This window comes from Exiguobacterium sp. R-39, assembly GCF_049942815.1.
Taxonomy (GTDB): Bacteria; Bacillota; Bacilli; order Exiguobacteriales; family Exiguobacteriaceae; genus Exiguobacterium_A.
The window spans coordinates 604,962-622,415 of the sequence record NZ_CP187965.1 but is presented as its reverse complement, the minus strand read 5'-3'; the positions used below and the strand labels follow the sequence as shown (position 1 = coordinate 622,415).

The window sequence follows — 17,454 nt, the reverse complement described above, 5'->3', positions numbered from 1 at the left end:
GTGATAAATGTCACACCATTTGTGACGATTTCTCGCTTTCCCTTCTAAAAACACACATAAAGTTCACATTTTAAGAAGAAGCTCTCAAAAAAATCCCCTTGTCTCAAGGACAAGAGGATTCGTTTTATTTTTAAATCCGGCATACACCTACCGGACATCCTTCACAATGGCATAAATCTCTCAAATAGTTAGCATCATGGACGATGATTTTAGTCGTCGTTGATGAAATGACCTTGTCTTTTTTCCACTGGGAAAACATGCGATTGACCGTTTCGCGCGGCGCCCCGATCAACTGACCGAGTTCGCTATCGGATGGTCGTTTGGAAATGACATAGTCTTCCCCAACCTGTTTTCCATGCATGGCAATCAACCGGAGTAAGGTCGAGGCCAGTGCACCTTGTTTCCCAAACAACAACAGGTCACGCAGTTTCGTTTCGGACTGCTTTCGCATCAAGGCTTGCCAACGCATGATTTCTAAGGCAAATACACCGTCCTGCTTCATCAATTCCTCAAGCTTCGTTTTCGAAATGACACCCAGGACACTGTCTTCCATTGTTTCAACGCTATAAGAACTTGGAAATGCTTCGCCGACATCAAACTCACCGAACAAATCACCCTTAAAGTATAAAAACATCATTAAAGGGCTGCCTTTTTTCGTCAGTTTAGACAGTTTGACACCGCCTTGCTTCACATAAAACAACTTATCGTTTAACTCACCTTCCCAACAAACGATTGAATCCTTTTTAAACGTCACCTCTGTCATGAAGTCTTCCAGTATCATTCGTGTCTCTGCTGATAAGACAAACGTATTGGCTTCTGTTGTTCCGCAAGCAAGCATTTCGCATTCTCCTTTCCTTGATTCCTTCTGCTCCTAGTATAGAACATCACACGTCAAAAAAACGTTTTTTCAAAAGATTGTCAAACTTTGTTCATGTTTTCACAAAATTTTTTAAAAAAATGATTCTAGTTTCGTTTAAAAACATAGATCATTTTTTTACTTCAACGTACTTTCCGGTAGTAATGATCGACAATCCGACGTGTCGCTTGTCCCGGTTGTTCCGTATACCAGACTGTTTTGAATTTTTCCATCGCTGTCCGGCTTTCTTCTAGCGCTGCATCCGAATTAATCCAGTTCAATATAACATCAAATTGATTTGTGCAAGTAACCGGTAACGGGTCCGGATAGGAATCGATGATACCCGGAATCTGCCGGTACGTGTCGATATCTGGTGTGTAAAGAATGGTTGGAACATCCAGCAGACAACTTTCAAAAGGAATCGAGGAATAATCGGTGATCAATACATCGGTGATGAGTAAGTAATCATTGATTGAATATTCGTCCGTAACGAAGTGCACATGTTTTTTTTGATGTGTGAACATCGAACGGACCGTCGGATGTAATTTGACAAGAATTGTCCATCCTTGATCGGTCAATTGTTCGAGTTGGCGGACAGTCTGTCCTTCCATTCCATTATATTCCCGGTAGGTTGGCGCATACAATAGAATACGACGTTCCTGTTTGACGTAAGCATCGTGAAGTTTTTTTTTGGTGTGTTGATGTTGTTCGTCAAACCAGTAATCTGTCCGGGGCACACCAAATGTTTTGAAGACTGTCCGCGGAAGATCATGTGGTCCCATGAATTGTTTCGCGCAAGCTCCTCCCGGTACGATGAAGTCCCCATAACGCTGGTACACCCGTTTGAAACGTCGCAGGACATGCTTCGGTACCATCAAACTCTTTGATGACGTCAAACCGAATTTCTTTAGTGTCCCTGCAGCATGCCATAACTGGATCCGTTTTGTTCCCTGACGAATCGGGGCGACACTATATTCGCCGATATAGTTATCGATGAAATGATGCTTCGATGTTGCAAGAAGGTACGCCAGCCGAATAAAACTCAGTCTGCGATAAGGCAATGCATATTCCGCCGACCATGCTTCCGGATATTTCACAAATTTTTTATCATAAATCAAATACCGTTTTTCGTTCGGAAATTCCGTCAGGAGCGCATCATTGATCGGTTTCACATTATCACCGTAAGTGACCCAAAAGAGCGTCACGGGTCTCACAGGTAACAAGCAGAAGATTCGATAGAAAATCCGGAAAAGCAGCAAGTAGATTTGCACGATACTCTCTCTCACGTTATTCCCTCCCTTCCATGAAGAAAGACCGCACGCAGGGTGTGGTCTTTTTTGTTCACGAACCTTTTCCTAACTCCGTTTTGATCTGGCTTGTCGAAATACCTTCCGTCCGACTGAGATAAACGACTTCACAATATTCTTTCAAGAAATCGAATTCACCGGCCCAGTCATCTCCCATGACAAATGTATCGATTTGATGTTCTTGTACATCGGTGATTTTCTGATCCCAATTGTTTTCCGCAATGACTTCGTCAACGTAACGAATCGATTCCAAAATCAATTTACGGTTTTCGAAGCTGTGATACGATTCTTTATGTTTCAATCGATTGAACTCGTCCGTCGAAATCGCGACGACTAAATAATCGCCCATTTCCTTTGCGCGTTTGAGGATGTTGATGTGACCCCAATGCAGTAAATCAAATGTGCCGTACGTGATGACTTTTTTCATGATAATTCTCCTTTATGCTGATTGCTGACAGGTTGCAAAAGACGTTGATAGGCTTGTAAAGACGCTGTTCCGTCATCCCATTGACAAAATCTCTTTTCAAATGCAGCAAATTTTGCGCCATATCGATTACTCCATTCATGCAACCGATCAATCTCTTCAAATAATCGTGCTTGTTGTAAAACGAGCGGACCCGGTGCTTCCTGCTCAAAGTCAAAATAGAATCCGCGCAGTTGATCCCGATAATGTTCTAAATCATACGTGTAAAAAATCATCGGTCGTTTCAGATGAGCATAGTCAAACATGACGGATGAATAATCTGTAATCATAGCATCTGCTGCGATATATAAATCTGAAATATCCGGGTAATCCGAAGCGTTGTGGACAGATAGATAAGCTGACGTATCCACTTGATCCGCTACTAAATAATGCATCCGGATCAGCAACGTATATTCAGCACCAAACCGTTTTTCGAACTGTTCCAACGAAAATGGCAACGTAAAGGAATACGATCCTTGTGCCACGTACTCGTTGTCTCGCCAGGTCGGCGCATACAGAATGATTTTCTTAGTCCGATCAATTTGATACCGCGAATAAACCCGTTCGACGATTTCCGGATGCCGTTCCGTCTGGTAAAACACATCATTGCGTGGATAACCGACTTCAAGCATTTCACCTGAAAAATGAAAGGCCCGTCGAAAAATCCGACTTGAATAGGCATTCGGTGAAATCAAAAAATCCCACTTTGATGCTTCACGCGCAAAGTCACGCTTATAGCGTTTTGTCGTCGTATTGGCCATCTGCACATCATCCATGTCGAGTGCCAGCTTCTTTAACGGCGTTCCATGCCACGTCTGTAAATAGATGGTCCCTTTTCGTTTGAACAACCAAGAGGGAAGCCTGCTGTTAGAAATCCAGACGCGCGATGTAGCGAGCAGATAAATCCAGCGAATCGTCATTCGATTGACTGTCTGCACCGTCGGATCCGTTAATACACTCTGTCGATCTTTACTGAAAATCAACTCAAGTTCCGGATGTTCTTGTTTTAACGCTTCATAAATGGCACGTGGATTGTCGCTGTATTGTTTTCCTAAAAAGCTTTCGAAAAGGAAGCGATTTGGGTGAACCGGCAAACAAGCAAACAACCGCATCACGAGGTGCAATCCCGTTTCGACCAGTTTAGTTTTCTTGATCCACTGACGTAATTGACGTTTCAAAACATGTACTCCTTAATTCAACAAAAATTTACTTTTTATAACACTTCATATTAATCAAACCTCAACCATCATAACAAAAAGCGCATCCATTTGGAATCAGTATTTGAACGCATATAACGGAATGGTAAATCAAACTTCGTCGTATTGTGTACAAGGCCTTTTTGATGGCTGAACGTTTCAAAGCTGTACTTGCCATGATATCCACCAATCCCGCTGGCACCGACACCACCAAACGGTAAGTTATGCTGTGCGACATGCATGAGCGTATCATTCACACAACCGCCACCAAAGGAAATCCGGTTCAGGACACGTTCCTTGACGAAGTCATTTTCTGTGAACAAATAGAGTGCAAGTGGTTTATCACGGTCTGTGACAAATGTGATGACATCTTCAATTTCATCATATACAAGAACCGGCAAAATCGGACCGAAAATTTCTTCTTGCATCAATTTCGAATCAAGAGGAACGTTCGTCATGACGGTCGGAGCCATTTTTCTTGTTTCCGGATTGACTTGTCCGCCGAATTCAATGTCTCCCTGATCGAGATAGCCCGTCAAGCGTTCCAAGTGACTGTCGGATACAATTTTGACGTATGATCCAACTCCCACCCCATTTCCATACTGTGAAAATGCTTCTTCCTCAATATAACGCAGGAATGTTTCTTGTACATCCCGATGAACAAAAACATAATCCGGTGCGATACATGTTTGTCCGGCATTTAACCATTTGCCCCAGGCAATCCGTTTCGCCGCGAGTCTTAAGTCTGCATCCTTGTGGACAATCGTCGGAGACTTACCGCCGAGTTCAAGTGTGACCGGTGTCAGGTGTTTCGCTGCCGCCTGATGAACGATTTTTCCGACGCGTGTCGAACCCGTAAAAAAGATGTAATCAAACTTTTCTTCTAACACTGCTGTACTCACTTCCGCATCACCTTCGATTACGACACCAAAACGTTCATGGAAGGCCGTCTCAAAGACTTCGCGTAGCACACGTGAGACGTTTGGCGTTAATTCCGAAGGTTTCAAAACGACGGTATCCCCCGCTGCAATCGCGCCTACGACAGGTGCAAGGGCAAGTTGGAAAGGATAATTCCAAGGTGCGATGACAAGAACGTTTCCGTACGGTTCGAAACGGATTTCACTTTTCGAGCCAAAATGCAACAATGGCGTCCCCACACGGCGCGGCTTTGCAAGACGGCGCAATTGTTTTTCCATCCGATTGATTTCGCCGTAGACAAAACCGATTTCTGTCGTAAAAGCGTCTTGACGCCCTTTATTCAAGTCGACTTTCAAGGCATCGTAAATGGCTGCTTCATGCGTTTCAATCGCTTGTTTCAAGAACGTCAACATACTTAAACGAAAAGCAATGCTTCTTGTTGCGCCTGTCTTGAAAAAAGTCCGTTGTACCTCGACCTGACGTGCTACATCTAATCCCGTTGTCGTCAATCCCATCCGTAAATCCCCCTTGTGAGCTCATTCATTTCTTCCTTCTCATTCTACCATAGCTGCCAGGGCAAATAAAAAAAGCGGAGAGTCTTTTCTCCGCCTTCCGTTTACAGTTGGATTGCTGTTTCAAGTGCGACTTTCATCATGTCGTTAAACGTCGTTTGACGTTCTTCCGACGTCGTCTCTTCACCCGTCAACAAGTGATCGGAAATCGTTAAGATCGTCAAGGCGTTGACTTTATGTTTTGCAGCGAGTGTGTAGAGACCTGCCGCTTCCATCTCGATTGCGAGGCAACCGAAGTCCGCCCATTTTTTGAAGTGGTGGAAATCATCTTGGTAAAATTGATCGGTCGTGAAGATTTGACCGACTTTTGCATCGATGCCGTGTTCTTTCGCTGTCATATAAGCTTTGTGCAATAAGTCAAACGATGCTGTCGGCGCATAATCCAGTCCGTTGAACCGAACCCGGTTTTGTGCCATATCGTGTGACGCACTCATCGCGATGACGACGTCGCGGACTTTGACGTCCGGCGTGATCCCGCCGGCAGTACCGACACGAATCAGGTTTTTAGCTCCGTATGATTGGATTAATTCGTTTGCATAAATCGACATCGACGGGACACCCATCCCTGTTCCTTGAACAGAAACTTTTTTACCTTTATACGTTCCTGTAAAACCATACATTCCGCGAACTTCGTTATACAAAACGACGTCCTCTAAAAATGTATCGGCAATGTATTTTGCACGAAGTGGATCTCCTGGAAGTAATACGGTTTCTGCAATCTGACCTTCTGTTGCGTTAATGTGTACGCTCATGTACGATTCCTCCTCTAAATAGTGACTAAACCGACAACAACTCCCGGAACTCATTTGGAGTCATTCCAAACTGCTTTTTAAAGACTTTCCGAAAATATTTATCATCATGGTATCCGACTTCAAGCGCGATCTCGTAGATTCGAGCATCCGTCTCACCCAACAATTCCTTCGCCCGATTTAAACGGATCGTTTGAATATAATCCGATAGATTGACCGAAAAACGTTGTTTGAATCGTCTTGAAATGTATTCCCGGCTTAAGTAAAAGCGTTCGCTCATGAGTTGAAGCGTTAGTTCTTCCGCATAGTGTGTCGCAATGTACTTCGCAATCTGATCAATCGCTTCTCCTTGTTCCGGAACAGGACCTATCAATTCCATCGCACGCCCGACAGCATCGTTTAAAATATCAGGATCGATTGGCTTGAGTAAGTAATCAAACGATTGATGCAAAATCGCACGACGCATATACGTATAATCATCATACCCTGTCAATACAATCGTGACGACCTTTGGATGATGATTTTTTGTCCATTCGAGTAAACTTAGTCCGTCCAGTCCGGGCATTTCGACATCTGTTAACATCAAATCGATTTTTTCCTGTTCCAAAAAACGTTTGGCAGTGACTCCGTCATCCGCTTCAAAGATGTTGTCTACCTGCCATGTATCCCACTCGCCAAGCAATTTAACGGCATCACGAACATGTTTTTCGTCGTCTACGATCAATACATTCATCATAGTTCCTCCTGTTCAACGGGAATTCGAATGACGATTCTAAAACCACCTTCAGTTGGAGACTGCAGGATCATACTGGCTTCCTCTCCATAAAAGATTAATAGACGTTCGTAGATATTGTGTAGACCGATCCCGGATGTTTGACGGTCTTCCGGCCGGCGGTGCATCCGCATCGTTTGATCAATACTTTTCAGTTCCGTCGATTCCATGACTGCCCCGCTGTTTTCGACTTGAATGATCAGTTGATCCCCGTCACTTCTGACTTTATAGGCGAGATAGTTTTCGGTTGCATCTACCTGTTGATTAAACGCATGCTTAAAATAATTTTCAGCAAAGGGTTGTAAAATCATTTTCGGGACTTCAATCGAATTCATGTGCCACGGCACATCAACGATGTAGCGGAATCGATCGGGAAAGCGTTGCTGCTGAAGACGCATATAGGACTGAAGATGATCGACTTCCTGCTTCAACGTCACAATTGTCTGTTCATTATTCATCGAATAACGCATCATTTGCGAAAGTCCTGTAATCGAACGATATGCAACTTTTCGGTCGCCCTGTAACGTCGTCGTCCCGATTGATTGCAAGGCATTAAACAAAAAATGCGGATTCAACTGGGATTGTAAGGCCCGCAATTCATTCGTCCGGTTTTCCAGTGCCAAACGGTATTCACGTTTGATCAGCCGGTCGATTCGTTGAATCATCCGCTGGAACTGCCGATTCAGCAATCCAATCTCATCATTGGTTGTCGCAATGAATTGAGCCGATAAATCGCCTTGTTCGACACGCCACACGTTTGCTGTCAGCTGTTTAATCGGCTTTGTGATTTCAAGTGCTACGAGACTTGCTGCAATAATCATCAAGACTAACGAGCCAATTCCGATCAAAATTAAAATCAGGGCTGTTTCATTAGCACTTTTGACGACAGAGGCGTATGGCGTCGTCTTAACAAGTGTGATAGGAACACCCTGTGTTTTCGTTTTGGCATAAACGATGAAGGAGTCCCCGACCCGCATGCTGCCACTTTTACCTGTAAATCGGTCATTCGTGACCGGAAGCTCTTTTCCCGTCTTGGCAATCAATTGATTTCCATTCAACAGCCAAAGCGATTCACCGGGGAAGTTTTCAAACAGCTTTAATTGCTGTTCAAAGACACTCGTTGGAATGTCGACAGAAAGAAATCCAAGCGGTTCATCTGTTTCCACACGATTGATCCGGTAACGGAAGCTGACGATCTGTTTGTCATCCAAAATCATCGTATGTGTATTATAGGCAGTAATCTGATGTGCCGGATCAATCAACCAGCCGTTTTTTTGTTTCATCAAACGAAAGTAGTCGGTCTCCTGTAACCAATCAAACTTCCCCCGGCTGGATGTCTTCATGTTATAAACCGAGTACTCCGAGTTTCCTTTTAAGATGACGAAGTGAAGCTGCTCAATATCTTGTCTGGATAAAAAGAGTCCGAGAAGCGCCCGTGAAATCACACCCTCCGATTCACTGAGCTCAGCATCCGCCCCGACATTCATAATATTGAGTAAGGAGCGATTCGCATACAAACTTGTCGGTAATCGTCTTATATCTTCCATATAATGACTGATTTGGTTGCTTCCTCTTTTCAAAGCGCTCAAGCTTGAACGTTCCGCCTGCTCCACATTTTGATTCCGTACATAGAGATAAGAAGCTGATGTAGCAAGCGTCGTCGGAATCAGAATCGCTAAGACGACAAGTCGGATCAAACGTGTTCGGATGCTCTTCATCGCCGTCTCCTCCATCCTTTTTCTTCTAATAAGTAGTATAGCATAGCTGTATCCGCTTACATGTACGTGTTTTATTTGTTTGTGCCCCTCACGATTTTCTTCAAATTGGATTTCTAAAAAAACAACACTTGATTCCGAATGAATATTGATATAACATCGTTAATGTTCGTTTTTAACAAACTTTTAAGATTAAGGTGGTCTTTGGTTCATGTTTAAACTATCCGCACACGATACAACGGTCAAACGTGAAATTCAAGCTGGTTTTATCACGTTTATCACGATGGCCTATATTCTATTCGTCAACCCAACCATTTTGTCCGAAGCAGGAATTCCACAAGATCAAGCTTTCTCGGCGACAATTATTGCCACGCTGATAGGGACGTTATTGATGGGCTTTTATGCTAACTTACCGATTGCCGTAGCACCGGGAATGGGATTAAATGCTTATTTTACGTATACCTTGGTAATTGGTGAAAAAATACCTTATCAAACAGCCTTATCGGTCGTCTTCGTTGCCGGCATTATTTTTCTTTTGTTATCCCTGTCCCCTTTACGGACTAAATTGATTGAAGTCATTCCGACCACACTCAAATTGGCTATCACTGGAGGAATCGGTTTGTTCATTGCTTCCCTCGGTTTGAAAATGTCCGGAATCCTTGTCGCAGACCCTGCAACCTTGATTACAATCGGCTCCTTAACATCCCCGGAAGCCCTTATTACGTTAGTCGGTTTACTGATAGCAGCTATTCTGACAGTTAAACGTGTTCCGGGCGGGCTTTTGTACGCGATGATTTTATCCGGACTGCTGGCTTTCTTGACCGGTGAGTTGACGTTCTCGAAAACCTTGATTGCTTTGCCGACTTTACCGGAAGGCATTCTTGTCGCGAATCCGCTCACTGCCGTTCAAGACGTCATTCAATACGGACTCTTCAGTGGTGTGCTTTCGTTTGTGCTCGTCACGATGTTTGATACGACCGGTACGATGGTCGCAGTCGGTGAACAGGCTGGACTGATCGAAGAGGATGGTTCCCTGAAAAACAGTGAACGTGCCTTGTTATCCGATTCAACGGCGATGATTGCCGGAGCTATGTTCGGAACAAGTCCAACCACGGCCTATGTCGAATCGGCTTCCGGTGTCGCAGCCGGCGGACGAACCGGTTTGACATCCGTCACAGTTGGAATCTTGTTTGCGCTGTCAGCAGTTTTCGGCCCAATCGTTCAATCGATTTCAAGCGTTCCGGCCATTACGGCTCCGGCATTACTCCTTGTTGGTGCATTGATGCTACAAAACATCAAACAGATCCAGTGGGAAGATTTCAGCGAAGCTTTTACCGCGTTCATGGTGATCATCATCATGCCGCTATCCGGCAGTATCGCAACAGGTATCGCGTTCGGATTCATCATCTATCCCATCATGAAGGCTGTACAAAAACAGCGGGTCCACTTCTTGATTTATCTGTTCGCCGTTCTGTTTTTCATTCAATTGTTTTTTCTGCATTAATGAATAAAAAAACGTGCAAAAAAAAGTGCTGCTTCCAATTTTTCTTGGAAACAGCACTTTTTTTATTATTTCTTCATTTTTTCCCATGTCTTCGTAAAGTCTTGTAACATCTCTTCCGATGTTTTTTGTTTCCCTACATATGCCTGCATGATGGCACCAAATTCATTGACAGCGCCGTCCGGATATTTAAACCAGTTCCATGAGATGGTTTTATCTTCTTTAGAGTACTTGATGATATCGTCAGCCAGTGGTCCAAGATCGGCTGCTTCGATTGATTTGAAAGCCGGAATGAACTTGAACTTGTTGACCATGTAATCTTTTCCTGTGTCAGATGTCGCCATCCACTCGAGGAACTTTTTACCTTCCTCTTTATTTTTCGAGTTTTTGTTGACGACCCAGTTATTCGGAACGCCGACCGGAAGGCGGTCCATTTTTTCTTTATCATCATTGATCGGCATCGGGATGAAGCCCATCTCGATGTCCGGATTAACATCCGTGATCAATTGTTGCGCCCAGTTTCCTTGTTGGATCATTGCTGTTTTCCCTTCAGCAAACTGAGAAACTTGTGTATTGTAATCCGTCGTCAACGGATTTTTGTTTCCGTATTCGATCGTCAAATCAAACAAGTTCATAAACTCTTTAAATTGTTTATTGTCTTCGAACTTTCCTTTTCCAGAGTTCAAATCGGCAATGAACTGATCCGGATCATCCTGTTGCGCCATCGGGATATTCATTAAGTGGTTTCCAAGAATCCACCATTCGCCGTATCCGATTGAGAATGGCGTAACACCATCCGCTTTCAGTTTCTTAGACGCTTCTGTTAATTCTGTTAAAGTTTTTGGTAACTCTGTAATACCGGCTTTCTTGAAGATTTCTTTATTGTAGATGAAACCATAACCTTCCAGGTTCATCGGCATACCATAAAGTTTCCCGTCAATTGTCATCGGTTCTTTTGAAAGGTCTGTTAAATCACTGACCCATTTTTCATCCGAAAGATCTTCCAATTTGTCTTGCCATGTTTTCGCTTCTGTAAATCCACCGTTATTAAAGACATCCGGTTCATTCCCTGAAGCAAACTGCGATTTCAAGGCTGCGCCGTAATCCGATCCGCCACCAACCGTTTGAACGACGACTTTTACGCCTGTTTCTTTTTCATAGGCCTTTGCCATCTTTTCCATGTCTTTTGCGATTTCAGCTTTAAATTGGAATACGTTGAGGGTCTTCCCGTCCTTAGAAGAGCCACTGTCCTTTGAGTCATCACTATTGAGTGTCCCACCGCCACCACATGCTGCAAGTGCTACGACCATTGCGGTCGTCATAACTGGTAGTGCTGCCCATTTACGTTTACGCATTCGGATACCTCCCTGATTTTCGAGTTGATAATCGTGCTACGCTTTTACAATAAATGAAAACGCTTGCAATAAAAACGGATAATTTTGTCCGGTGCGGTGGAAAATATTGAACAATCGTTATCCGATAAAAAAAGTCGGGATTAGTGTATGATAAAAATAGATACTATTTAACGAAGGAGTTTGATGCAATGTCCCTACAGTTCACGATTTTATTGATTGGTTTATTGTTATTTACCGCAGTCTGGACAACGAAATTATCCAGTCGCTTGAACATTCCCGCTCTCTTGATTTTCATCGCTCTTGGTATGATTGCCGGCAGTGATATTACCGGTTTTATCCGGTTCGATGATGCGGAACTGGCGCAATTGCTCGGTACCGTGGCACTGATTATCATCTTATTTGAGGGAGGTCTTCAAACTGCCTGGAAAGAAGTGAAGACGGAATTGTCACCCTCTCTTTCACTTGCAACGTTTGGTGTCTTCATCGCAACGACGATTGTCGCCGTTGCGTCCCATTATATTCTCGGATTCAGCTGGGCTAACGCCTTTCTCCTCGGTGCCATTGTCGGATCGACGGATGCTGCCGCGATTTTTTCAGTACTCAGCGGACAATCCGTCCGGCGGAAAGTAGGATCGACGCTGGAACTCGAATCCGGTACGAATGATCCGATGGCTGTTTTTCTGACCGTCTTCTTCCTGGAATTCGTGACGAATCCTAAAGAGGCCTCACTTGTTTCCGGCTTAACTTCGCTAGTCTGGGAAATGGTGATCGGTTTACTGCTCGGTCTATTCATCGGCTGGATTGCTTCAACATTACTTAACCGGATTGATCTCAGTTCCTCGAGCTTTTATCCGATTCTGCTAATGTCATTCGCTTTTCTTTCGTTCGGTATTGCGGACACGATTCACGCCAGCGGTTTCCTCGCTGTTTACGTGACAGCGATTTATATTAGCAATCATGAGTTGGTCTACCGGCAGACGCTCGTCCGTTTCACAATGAGCATGGCGCACTTGGCGCAAATCGGAATGTTCATCGTGCTCGGATTACTTGTGTTTCCGAAACAGTTGCTTGATCCACAGGTGATTTTATCATCGATTGCCCTCGCTTTGATTTTAATCTTTATCGCTCGTCCGGTTTCCGTTTGGCTCAGTCTCCTTCCCTTTAACTATTCCTGGCAGGAAAAAGTATTTGTCTCTTTTGCCGGTTTAAAAGGAGCTGTTCCAATCATTCTCGCAACTTATCCGCTTGTTGCCGGAATCGATAATGCCGGCATGATCTTCAACATCGTCTTTTTCACTGTTTTGTTATCGACGTTAATCCAAGGGAGTATGTTGACCTTCTTGGCGGACCGGCTTCATTTAAACGAGACCGGTTCATCCACGATTCAAACGGTCATTGAGTTCATGTCGATCGGTAAACCGAATGCGGAAATCATCGAATTGACGATTCCGAACTCTCATCCGTTTGTCGGGGAAGCCATCTCGGATATTGATCTGCCGCAGGAATTTTTAATTACGGCCATCATCCGTAACGATCAAATCGTGACACCACGCGGCGATACAATTTTTGAAGGACGGGATCAATTACTTCTATTAACACCAAAACATCGGATTAAAACACTCAAACGTTTTTTATTCCCGCAAAAAGAGATGACCAAAAAGAGCTGACGTCGCTGTCAGCTCTTTTTGGTCATTTCTCTTAACGCTTTGATTTAACGCGGCGATACACAATGTATCCGATGATTCCGACGACGATAATACCAAGAATCCACCATAACTCCTGTTCGAGTCCTTTCAACATCGACTCTGCCCGTTCCACCCCAAACCTTTCTCCTAACCACACATAGAAGAACGATACCGGGAACAAGCCAATGCTTGAGGCCAATACATATCGTTTGAAAGACAAATTGAACAAACCACACGGAATGGAAACAACAGAACGAACGACCGGGAAGAAGCGGCCAAACAATGCTGACCAGGAACCGTATTTCGATACGATTCGTTCCCCTTGAACGATTTCCCGTTCCTTAATCATTAGCCATTTTCCGTAACGAACCAAAATCGGACGTCCGGCGTAACGACCGAGAAAATAAAATAATGTCGCCCCCATCAGACTGCCGAGAAAACCGATCAAGACGGCTGCGGTCCAACTAATTGTCCCGTTTGATACATAAAGACCGAGTACCGGCAACCCGACTTCAGCCGGGATTAATTCCGTCCCGAGTCCAAGAATCATAATTCCTAAAAACAGCCAGAGATTCGACTCTCCGGCTGAGAACAACCATTCTAACATCCAACCACTCCTCTAAATCAGCCTCGTGCAGGACGAAGAAGATAATAAATGATGACGACGAGCGTCGTCCAGACTCCTGTAAAGATCCCGATGATTCCGACGATAAAGAAGCCAAGTGCCATCATTGATCCCGTGCGTTTGTAATCACGCCACATCGTCCGTAATCCTTTGATGTTAAACCAAAGAAACACGACGAAAAGTAGGGCAAACACTAATCCTGTAATGAGTATCGCTGACATGTCTTCACCTCTCTCTTATTAGTTCATATGCCCATTATAACGTGTTTTCACACGTCTTTCCTCCGTCTGAGGTCGGATGAACTTATTTTACCCTATAAAAAAATGTCCTACTGGCCATGAAATCATGGCCAGTAGGACATTTTGAATCAGATTTATCAGTACATCACTCGTTCTTACAGCAGGTGCACACCTTGTTCACGGTACGACGCGCGTGTTTCTTCCGACCAGACCGATGCTTGAACTTCACCGATATGACGTTTCTTCAAGAGGAACATCGCCATCCGGGATTGTCCGATTCCTCCACCAATTGTCAGCGGCAGTTTCTCTGCCAATACACCTTGGTGGAACGGGAAATCAAGTTTCGTGTGTTCGCCCGTCGTTTCGATCTGCGCCAGCAATGTTTCGCGGTCGACCCGGATACCCATCGACGACAGTTCAAATGCTCCGATTTCCGGATGGTGAACTAAAATATCACCGTTGAGCGTCCAGTCATCGTAGTCTGCTGCTCGACCGTCATGTTTTTCTCCGGATGCCAATGCACCACCAATCTGCATCAAAAAGACAGCACCATACTCTTTCGTCACTTCGGTCTCGCGCTCTTTTGTCGAAAGTGTCGGGTATGCATCTTCAAGTTCTTGTGTCGTCATGAAATGAATCGTCTCCGGTAAAATCGCTTCAATCGCAAGTTTCTCTTCGACTTCACGTTCCACTTGGCGAATCGACTCGTAAATCGCACGAACCGTCGTTTGCAAGTAGTCAATCGTCCGCTCTTCTTTTGTAATGACACGTTCCCAGTCCCACTGGTCGACGTGAATCGAATGAGTTTCGTCCAGTACTTCATCACGACGGATGGCATGCATCAATGTGTACAAGCCTTCCCCTTTTGAGAATCCGTATGTGTGGAGTGCCTGGCGTTTCCACTTCGCAAGAGATTGAACGATCTCGAGTTCTGCCTGATGGTCAATTGCATCAAAGCGGATGACACGTTCGATTCCGTTCAGATGATCGTTGACTCCAAGTGTGCTTTCGACGAATAACGGCGCTTCGACGCGTGTTAATCCGAGTTGTGCCGAGAACTGCTCCTCAAAGCGTTTTTTTACAAGTGTGATGGCTTCCTGTGTCTGTTTCATAGATACGAGTGTTGTCATGGTATTCTTCCTCCTCAATTGTGTGTTTGAAAAAGAAGCCATAAAAAAGAGCCCTTCTCTCCCAAGAATATGGGACGAAAGACTCGGTTCCGCGGTACCACCCATGTTAACAGCTCAGCTGCTCACTCAAAAGACTGATGATCAATTATCATCTCAATCTTCGGCCATATGATAACGGACAGGCAACTCCGGCTACGCCTACTGACTTCAGTGTTCGGGTAGCGACTCCGGGATGTTCTTCGCAACTTGTTTCCGACTGGGCTCTCACCGCCCCCAGCTCGCTAATCCGGTTTTACAAGATGTTACTCTTCCCTTCAACGTCGTTGTTACAATTGAATTGAGAACATCGTACACCATCCGGCAAGCATTTGAAAAGCCCTTTTTTCAAAAAAAAATAAAATAATCTGACTAATCAGACTAGATATGTCATATAAAAACGTTCCCGCAGAAGCGAGAACGCGCTTACATCTTTATTTGATTGAACCACTCGTAATCCCTTGAATAATTTGTTTTTGCATCGCAAAGAAGAAGAGTAACAACGGAATAATCCCGAGAATTAATCCGGCTAGCGCCAAGTCCCACTGCTTCGTGTACTGACCGAAGAAATAGAACGTTGCGAGCGGAATCGTCCGCAGTTCGACATCACGCAACATCAGGGACGGCAACAAGAAATCATTCCAAATCCAAAGTGTGTTCAAAATGACAATCGTTACCGTGATCGGTTTAAGCAACGGGAACACAATCCGCCAAAAGACGCCCCACTGCGAGCAACCGTCAATGATGGCTGCTTCTTCAATCTCTTCCGGAATCGATTTCATGAATCCATGATACAAGAAAATCGACAAGCCGGAACCAAAGCCGAGATACATCAAAATCAGACCCCAATAACTGTTTTGCAGACCGAGATCACCCGACAGCTTCGATAACGGAATCATGATCGACTGGAACGGAATGATCATCGCGGCGACAAACAGGAAAAAGATGATGGTCGACAAGCGGGTTTTCGTCCGAACAAGTTTCCAGGCGGCCATCGAACAAAAAATAACAATAACTGCATTTGCACCAACTGTAATGATGACAGAATTCAGAAACACTTTTCCAAAATTCATCGCTGCCCAGGCATCTGTATAGTTTGAGGTGATCCATTCTTTCGGAAGCCCCGATGTATTTGTAAAGATATCTCCTTGCGTTTTAAACGAGTTCGAAATGACATAATAAAACGGAATCATATACAGTAAGCCCATCAACAGTGCGGCAATCTCAACGGTACCGAGACGTACGGAATAACGACCACGCTTTTTCGGTGCCGGTTTCTCCGGCGTCAGTTCCGGTTTCGGCAAAGGTTGTGCAGTACTCATGCTTCCACCTCCCGTTTTTTCGTCAAGTAGACTTGAGTAACGGTAATCGCGGCAACGACAACAAAGAAGATGATCGCTTTGGCAGAACCAAGACCCAGGTTATTGTTTGTAAACGATTCTTTATAGATGTTCAGCGCAAGCATTTCTGTCGATTTGAACGGACCACCATTTGTCAGCGATAAGTTCGTATCAAATAATTTAAAGGACCAAGAAATCGTCAAGAACAGACAAATCGTAACAGACGGCATGATCAGTGGAATCGTAATATTTCGCAACGTGGATAATCGGTTGGCTCCATCGATTTTGGCTGCTTCAATCAGTTCCTGCGGTACATTTTGCAGGGCAGCGATATAGATGACCATGATATATCCCCCACCTTGCCAAATCGAGACGATGACAATGCCCCAGAAACCAGTTCGGGCGTCACCGAGCCATGGAAGTTCGAATAAACTCCAACCTGTCAATTCTCCAATCGACGCAAATCCTTTAACGTAAATAAACTGCCAGACGAACCCAAGAATCAATCCACCAATTAAGTTTGGCATGAAGAAAATCGTCCGTAAGAAGTTTCGTGTCCGAATATTTTGCGTGAGTAAAAACGCTAAAATGAATCCGACCAGGTTTGTTAAAATTACGGCAACGACGGTATATTTTGTCGTCAGCCAAAAGGACTGCTGAAACTGTTCGTCCACTGTAAAGAGGCGGACATAGTTATCAAATCCAATCCAATTTAATTCACCCGTAATTCCGTTCCAATCCGTGAATGAATACATGACACCATTAAAAAAAGGTACGAGAACAATCACTGCGAACACTAAAAAGACGGGTCCGACAAACATCCAAAATTCAAGTCCGCGCTTTACTTTTTTCTTATTGCTTACTGCCATTGCTCATCCCTCCTCTATCCCTAGACTACGCAACTTTCCATAAAATGAAAACGCAACCATTTGACAAGTTGGGTGGAATATATTGAACGATTATTTGGCGTGTCAGTTTCAGATACGCTACTATTA

General features: G+C 44.3%; 16 protein-coding genes and 1 other annotated feature. Of the genes, 2 read left to right on the top strand and 14 right to left on the bottom strand.

Translation table 11 applies throughout. The features are described 5' to 3' along the window. Positions 1-130: 130 nt before the first annotated feature. From ACP26N_RS03225 to ACP26N_RS03190, 8 genes are all read right to left on the bottom strand, one after another. Positions 131-838 (bottom strand): Crp/Fnr family transcriptional regulator, encoded by a 708-nt coding sequence (locus ACP26N_RS03225; protein WP_131504220.1) that lies wholly within the window; start codon positions 836-838, stop codon positions 131-133. A 161-nt stretch (positions 839-999) separates the two neighbouring features. Then, positions 1,000-2,142 (bottom strand): CDP-glycerol glycerophosphotransferase family protein, encoded by a 1,143-nt coding sequence (locus ACP26N_RS03220; protein ID WP_188005179.1) that lies wholly within the window; start codon positions 2,140-2,142, stop codon positions 1,000-1,002. 55 nt (positions 2,143-2,197) lie between these two features. Beyond that, positions 2,198-2,590: a glycerol-3-phosphate cytidylyltransferase gene (gene tagD / locus ACP26N_RS03215; RefSeq protein ID WP_131504222.1), complete on the bottom strand. Its 393-nt coding sequence runs from the start codon at positions 2,588-2,590 to the stop codon at positions 2,198-2,200. Further along, complete coding sequence (locus tag ACP26N_RS03210) at positions 2,587-3,804, bottom strand: CDP-glycerol glycerophosphotransferase family protein (protein WP_426354771.1); 1,218 nt, start codon at positions 3,802-3,804, stop codon at positions 2,587-2,589. The genes tagD and ACP26N_RS03210 overlap by 4 nt, the downstream gene beginning before the upstream one ends. Before the next feature lie 68 nt (positions 3,805-3,872). Next, positions 3,873-5,255, bottom strand: coding sequence for an aldehyde dehydrogenase (locus ACP26N_RS03205; RefSeq protein ID WP_426354769.1), 1,383 nt, complete (start codon positions 5,253-5,255; stop codon positions 3,873-3,875). A 101-nt stretch (positions 5,256-5,356) separates the two neighbouring features. Beyond that, positions 5,357-6,064 carry a purine-nucleoside phosphorylase gene (gene deoD, locus ACP26N_RS03200; RefSeq protein WP_026829180.1) on the bottom strand — a complete coding sequence of 236 codons (708 nt, stop codon included), beginning with the start codon at positions 6,062-6,064 and terminating at the stop codon, positions 5,357-5,359. 25 nt (positions 6,065-6,089) lie between these two features. Next, entirely contained in the window at positions 6,090-6,794 is a 705-nt protein-coding gene (locus ACP26N_RS03195) for a response regulator transcription factor (protein WP_251138797.1), read from the bottom strand. Beyond that, positions 6,794-8,551 carry a sensor histidine kinase gene (locus tag ACP26N_RS03190; RefSeq protein WP_131504226.1) on the bottom strand — a complete coding sequence of 586 codons (1,758 nt, stop codon included), beginning with the start codon at positions 8,549-8,551 and terminating at the stop codon, positions 6,794-6,796. Before ACP26N_RS03190 ends, ACP26N_RS03195 begins: the two co-directional genes overlap by 1 nt. Before the next feature lie 208 nt (positions 8,552-8,759). Here ACP26N_RS03190 and ACP26N_RS03185 point away from each other — a divergent pair, with 208 nt between their 5' ends. After that, complete coding sequence (locus ACP26N_RS03185; RefSeq protein ID WP_131504227.1) at positions 8,760-10,052, top strand: NCS2 family permease; 1,293 nt, start codon at positions 8,760-8,762, stop codon at positions 10,050-10,052. Positions 10,053-10,117: 65 nt separating this feature from the next. On the opposite strand, the gene ACP26N_RS03180 is transcribed toward ACP26N_RS03185, so the two are convergent. After that, positions 10,118-11,404: an ABC transporter substrate-binding protein gene (locus tag ACP26N_RS03180; RefSeq protein ID WP_114596851.1), complete on the bottom strand. Its 1,287-nt coding sequence runs from the start codon at positions 11,402-11,404 to the stop codon at positions 10,118-10,120. A 188-nt stretch (positions 11,405-11,592) separates the two neighbouring features. Between ACP26N_RS03180 and ACP26N_RS03175 the strand changes: the two genes are divergently transcribed. Beyond that, the gene (locus tag ACP26N_RS03175) at positions 11,593-13,071 is read left to right on the top strand and encodes a potassium/proton antiporter (protein ID WP_131504228.1); all 1,479 of its coding nucleotides are present in this window, start codon (positions 11,593-11,595) and stop codon (positions 13,069-13,071) included. Positions 13,072-13,102: 31 nt separating this feature from the next. On the opposite strand, the gene ACP26N_RS03170 is transcribed toward ACP26N_RS03175, so the two are convergent. The 5 genes from ACP26N_RS03170 to ACP26N_RS03150 form a co-directional block, all read right to left on the bottom strand. Continuing rightward, positions 13,103-13,696, bottom strand: coding sequence for a DedA family protein (locus ACP26N_RS03170; protein ID WP_131504229.1), 594 nt, complete (start codon positions 13,694-13,696; stop codon positions 13,103-13,105). Positions 13,697-13,713: 17 nt separating this feature from the next. Continuing rightward, on the bottom strand, positions 13,714-13,935 hold the full coding sequence (locus tag ACP26N_RS03165) for a hypothetical protein (RefSeq protein ID WP_014969583.1): 222 nt from the start codon (positions 13,933-13,935) through the stop codon (positions 13,714-13,716). A 173-nt stretch (positions 13,936-14,108) separates the two neighbouring features. After that, the gene (gene asnA / locus ACP26N_RS03160; RefSeq protein ID WP_131973621.1) at positions 14,109-15,083 is read right to left on the bottom strand and encodes an aspartate--ammonia ligase; all 975 of its coding nucleotides are present in this window, start codon (positions 15,081-15,083) and stop codon (positions 14,109-14,111) included. A 67-nt stretch (positions 15,084-15,150) separates the two neighbouring features. Then, positions 15,151-15,410 (bottom strand) — a binding site (T-box leader). Between the two features lie 143 nt (positions 15,411-15,553). Further along, positions 15,554-16,441, bottom strand: a complete 888-nt coding sequence (locus ACP26N_RS03155) for a carbohydrate ABC transporter permease (protein WP_131504231.1) — start codon at positions 16,439-16,441, stop codon at positions 15,554-15,556. Beyond that, positions 16,438-17,328 (bottom strand): carbohydrate ABC transporter permease, encoded by an 891-nt coding sequence (locus ACP26N_RS03150; RefSeq protein WP_026829190.1) that lies wholly within the window; start codon positions 17,326-17,328, stop codon positions 16,438-16,440. Before ACP26N_RS03150 ends, ACP26N_RS03155 begins: the two co-directional genes overlap by 4 nt. Positions 17,329-17,454 lie beyond the last annotated feature (126 nt).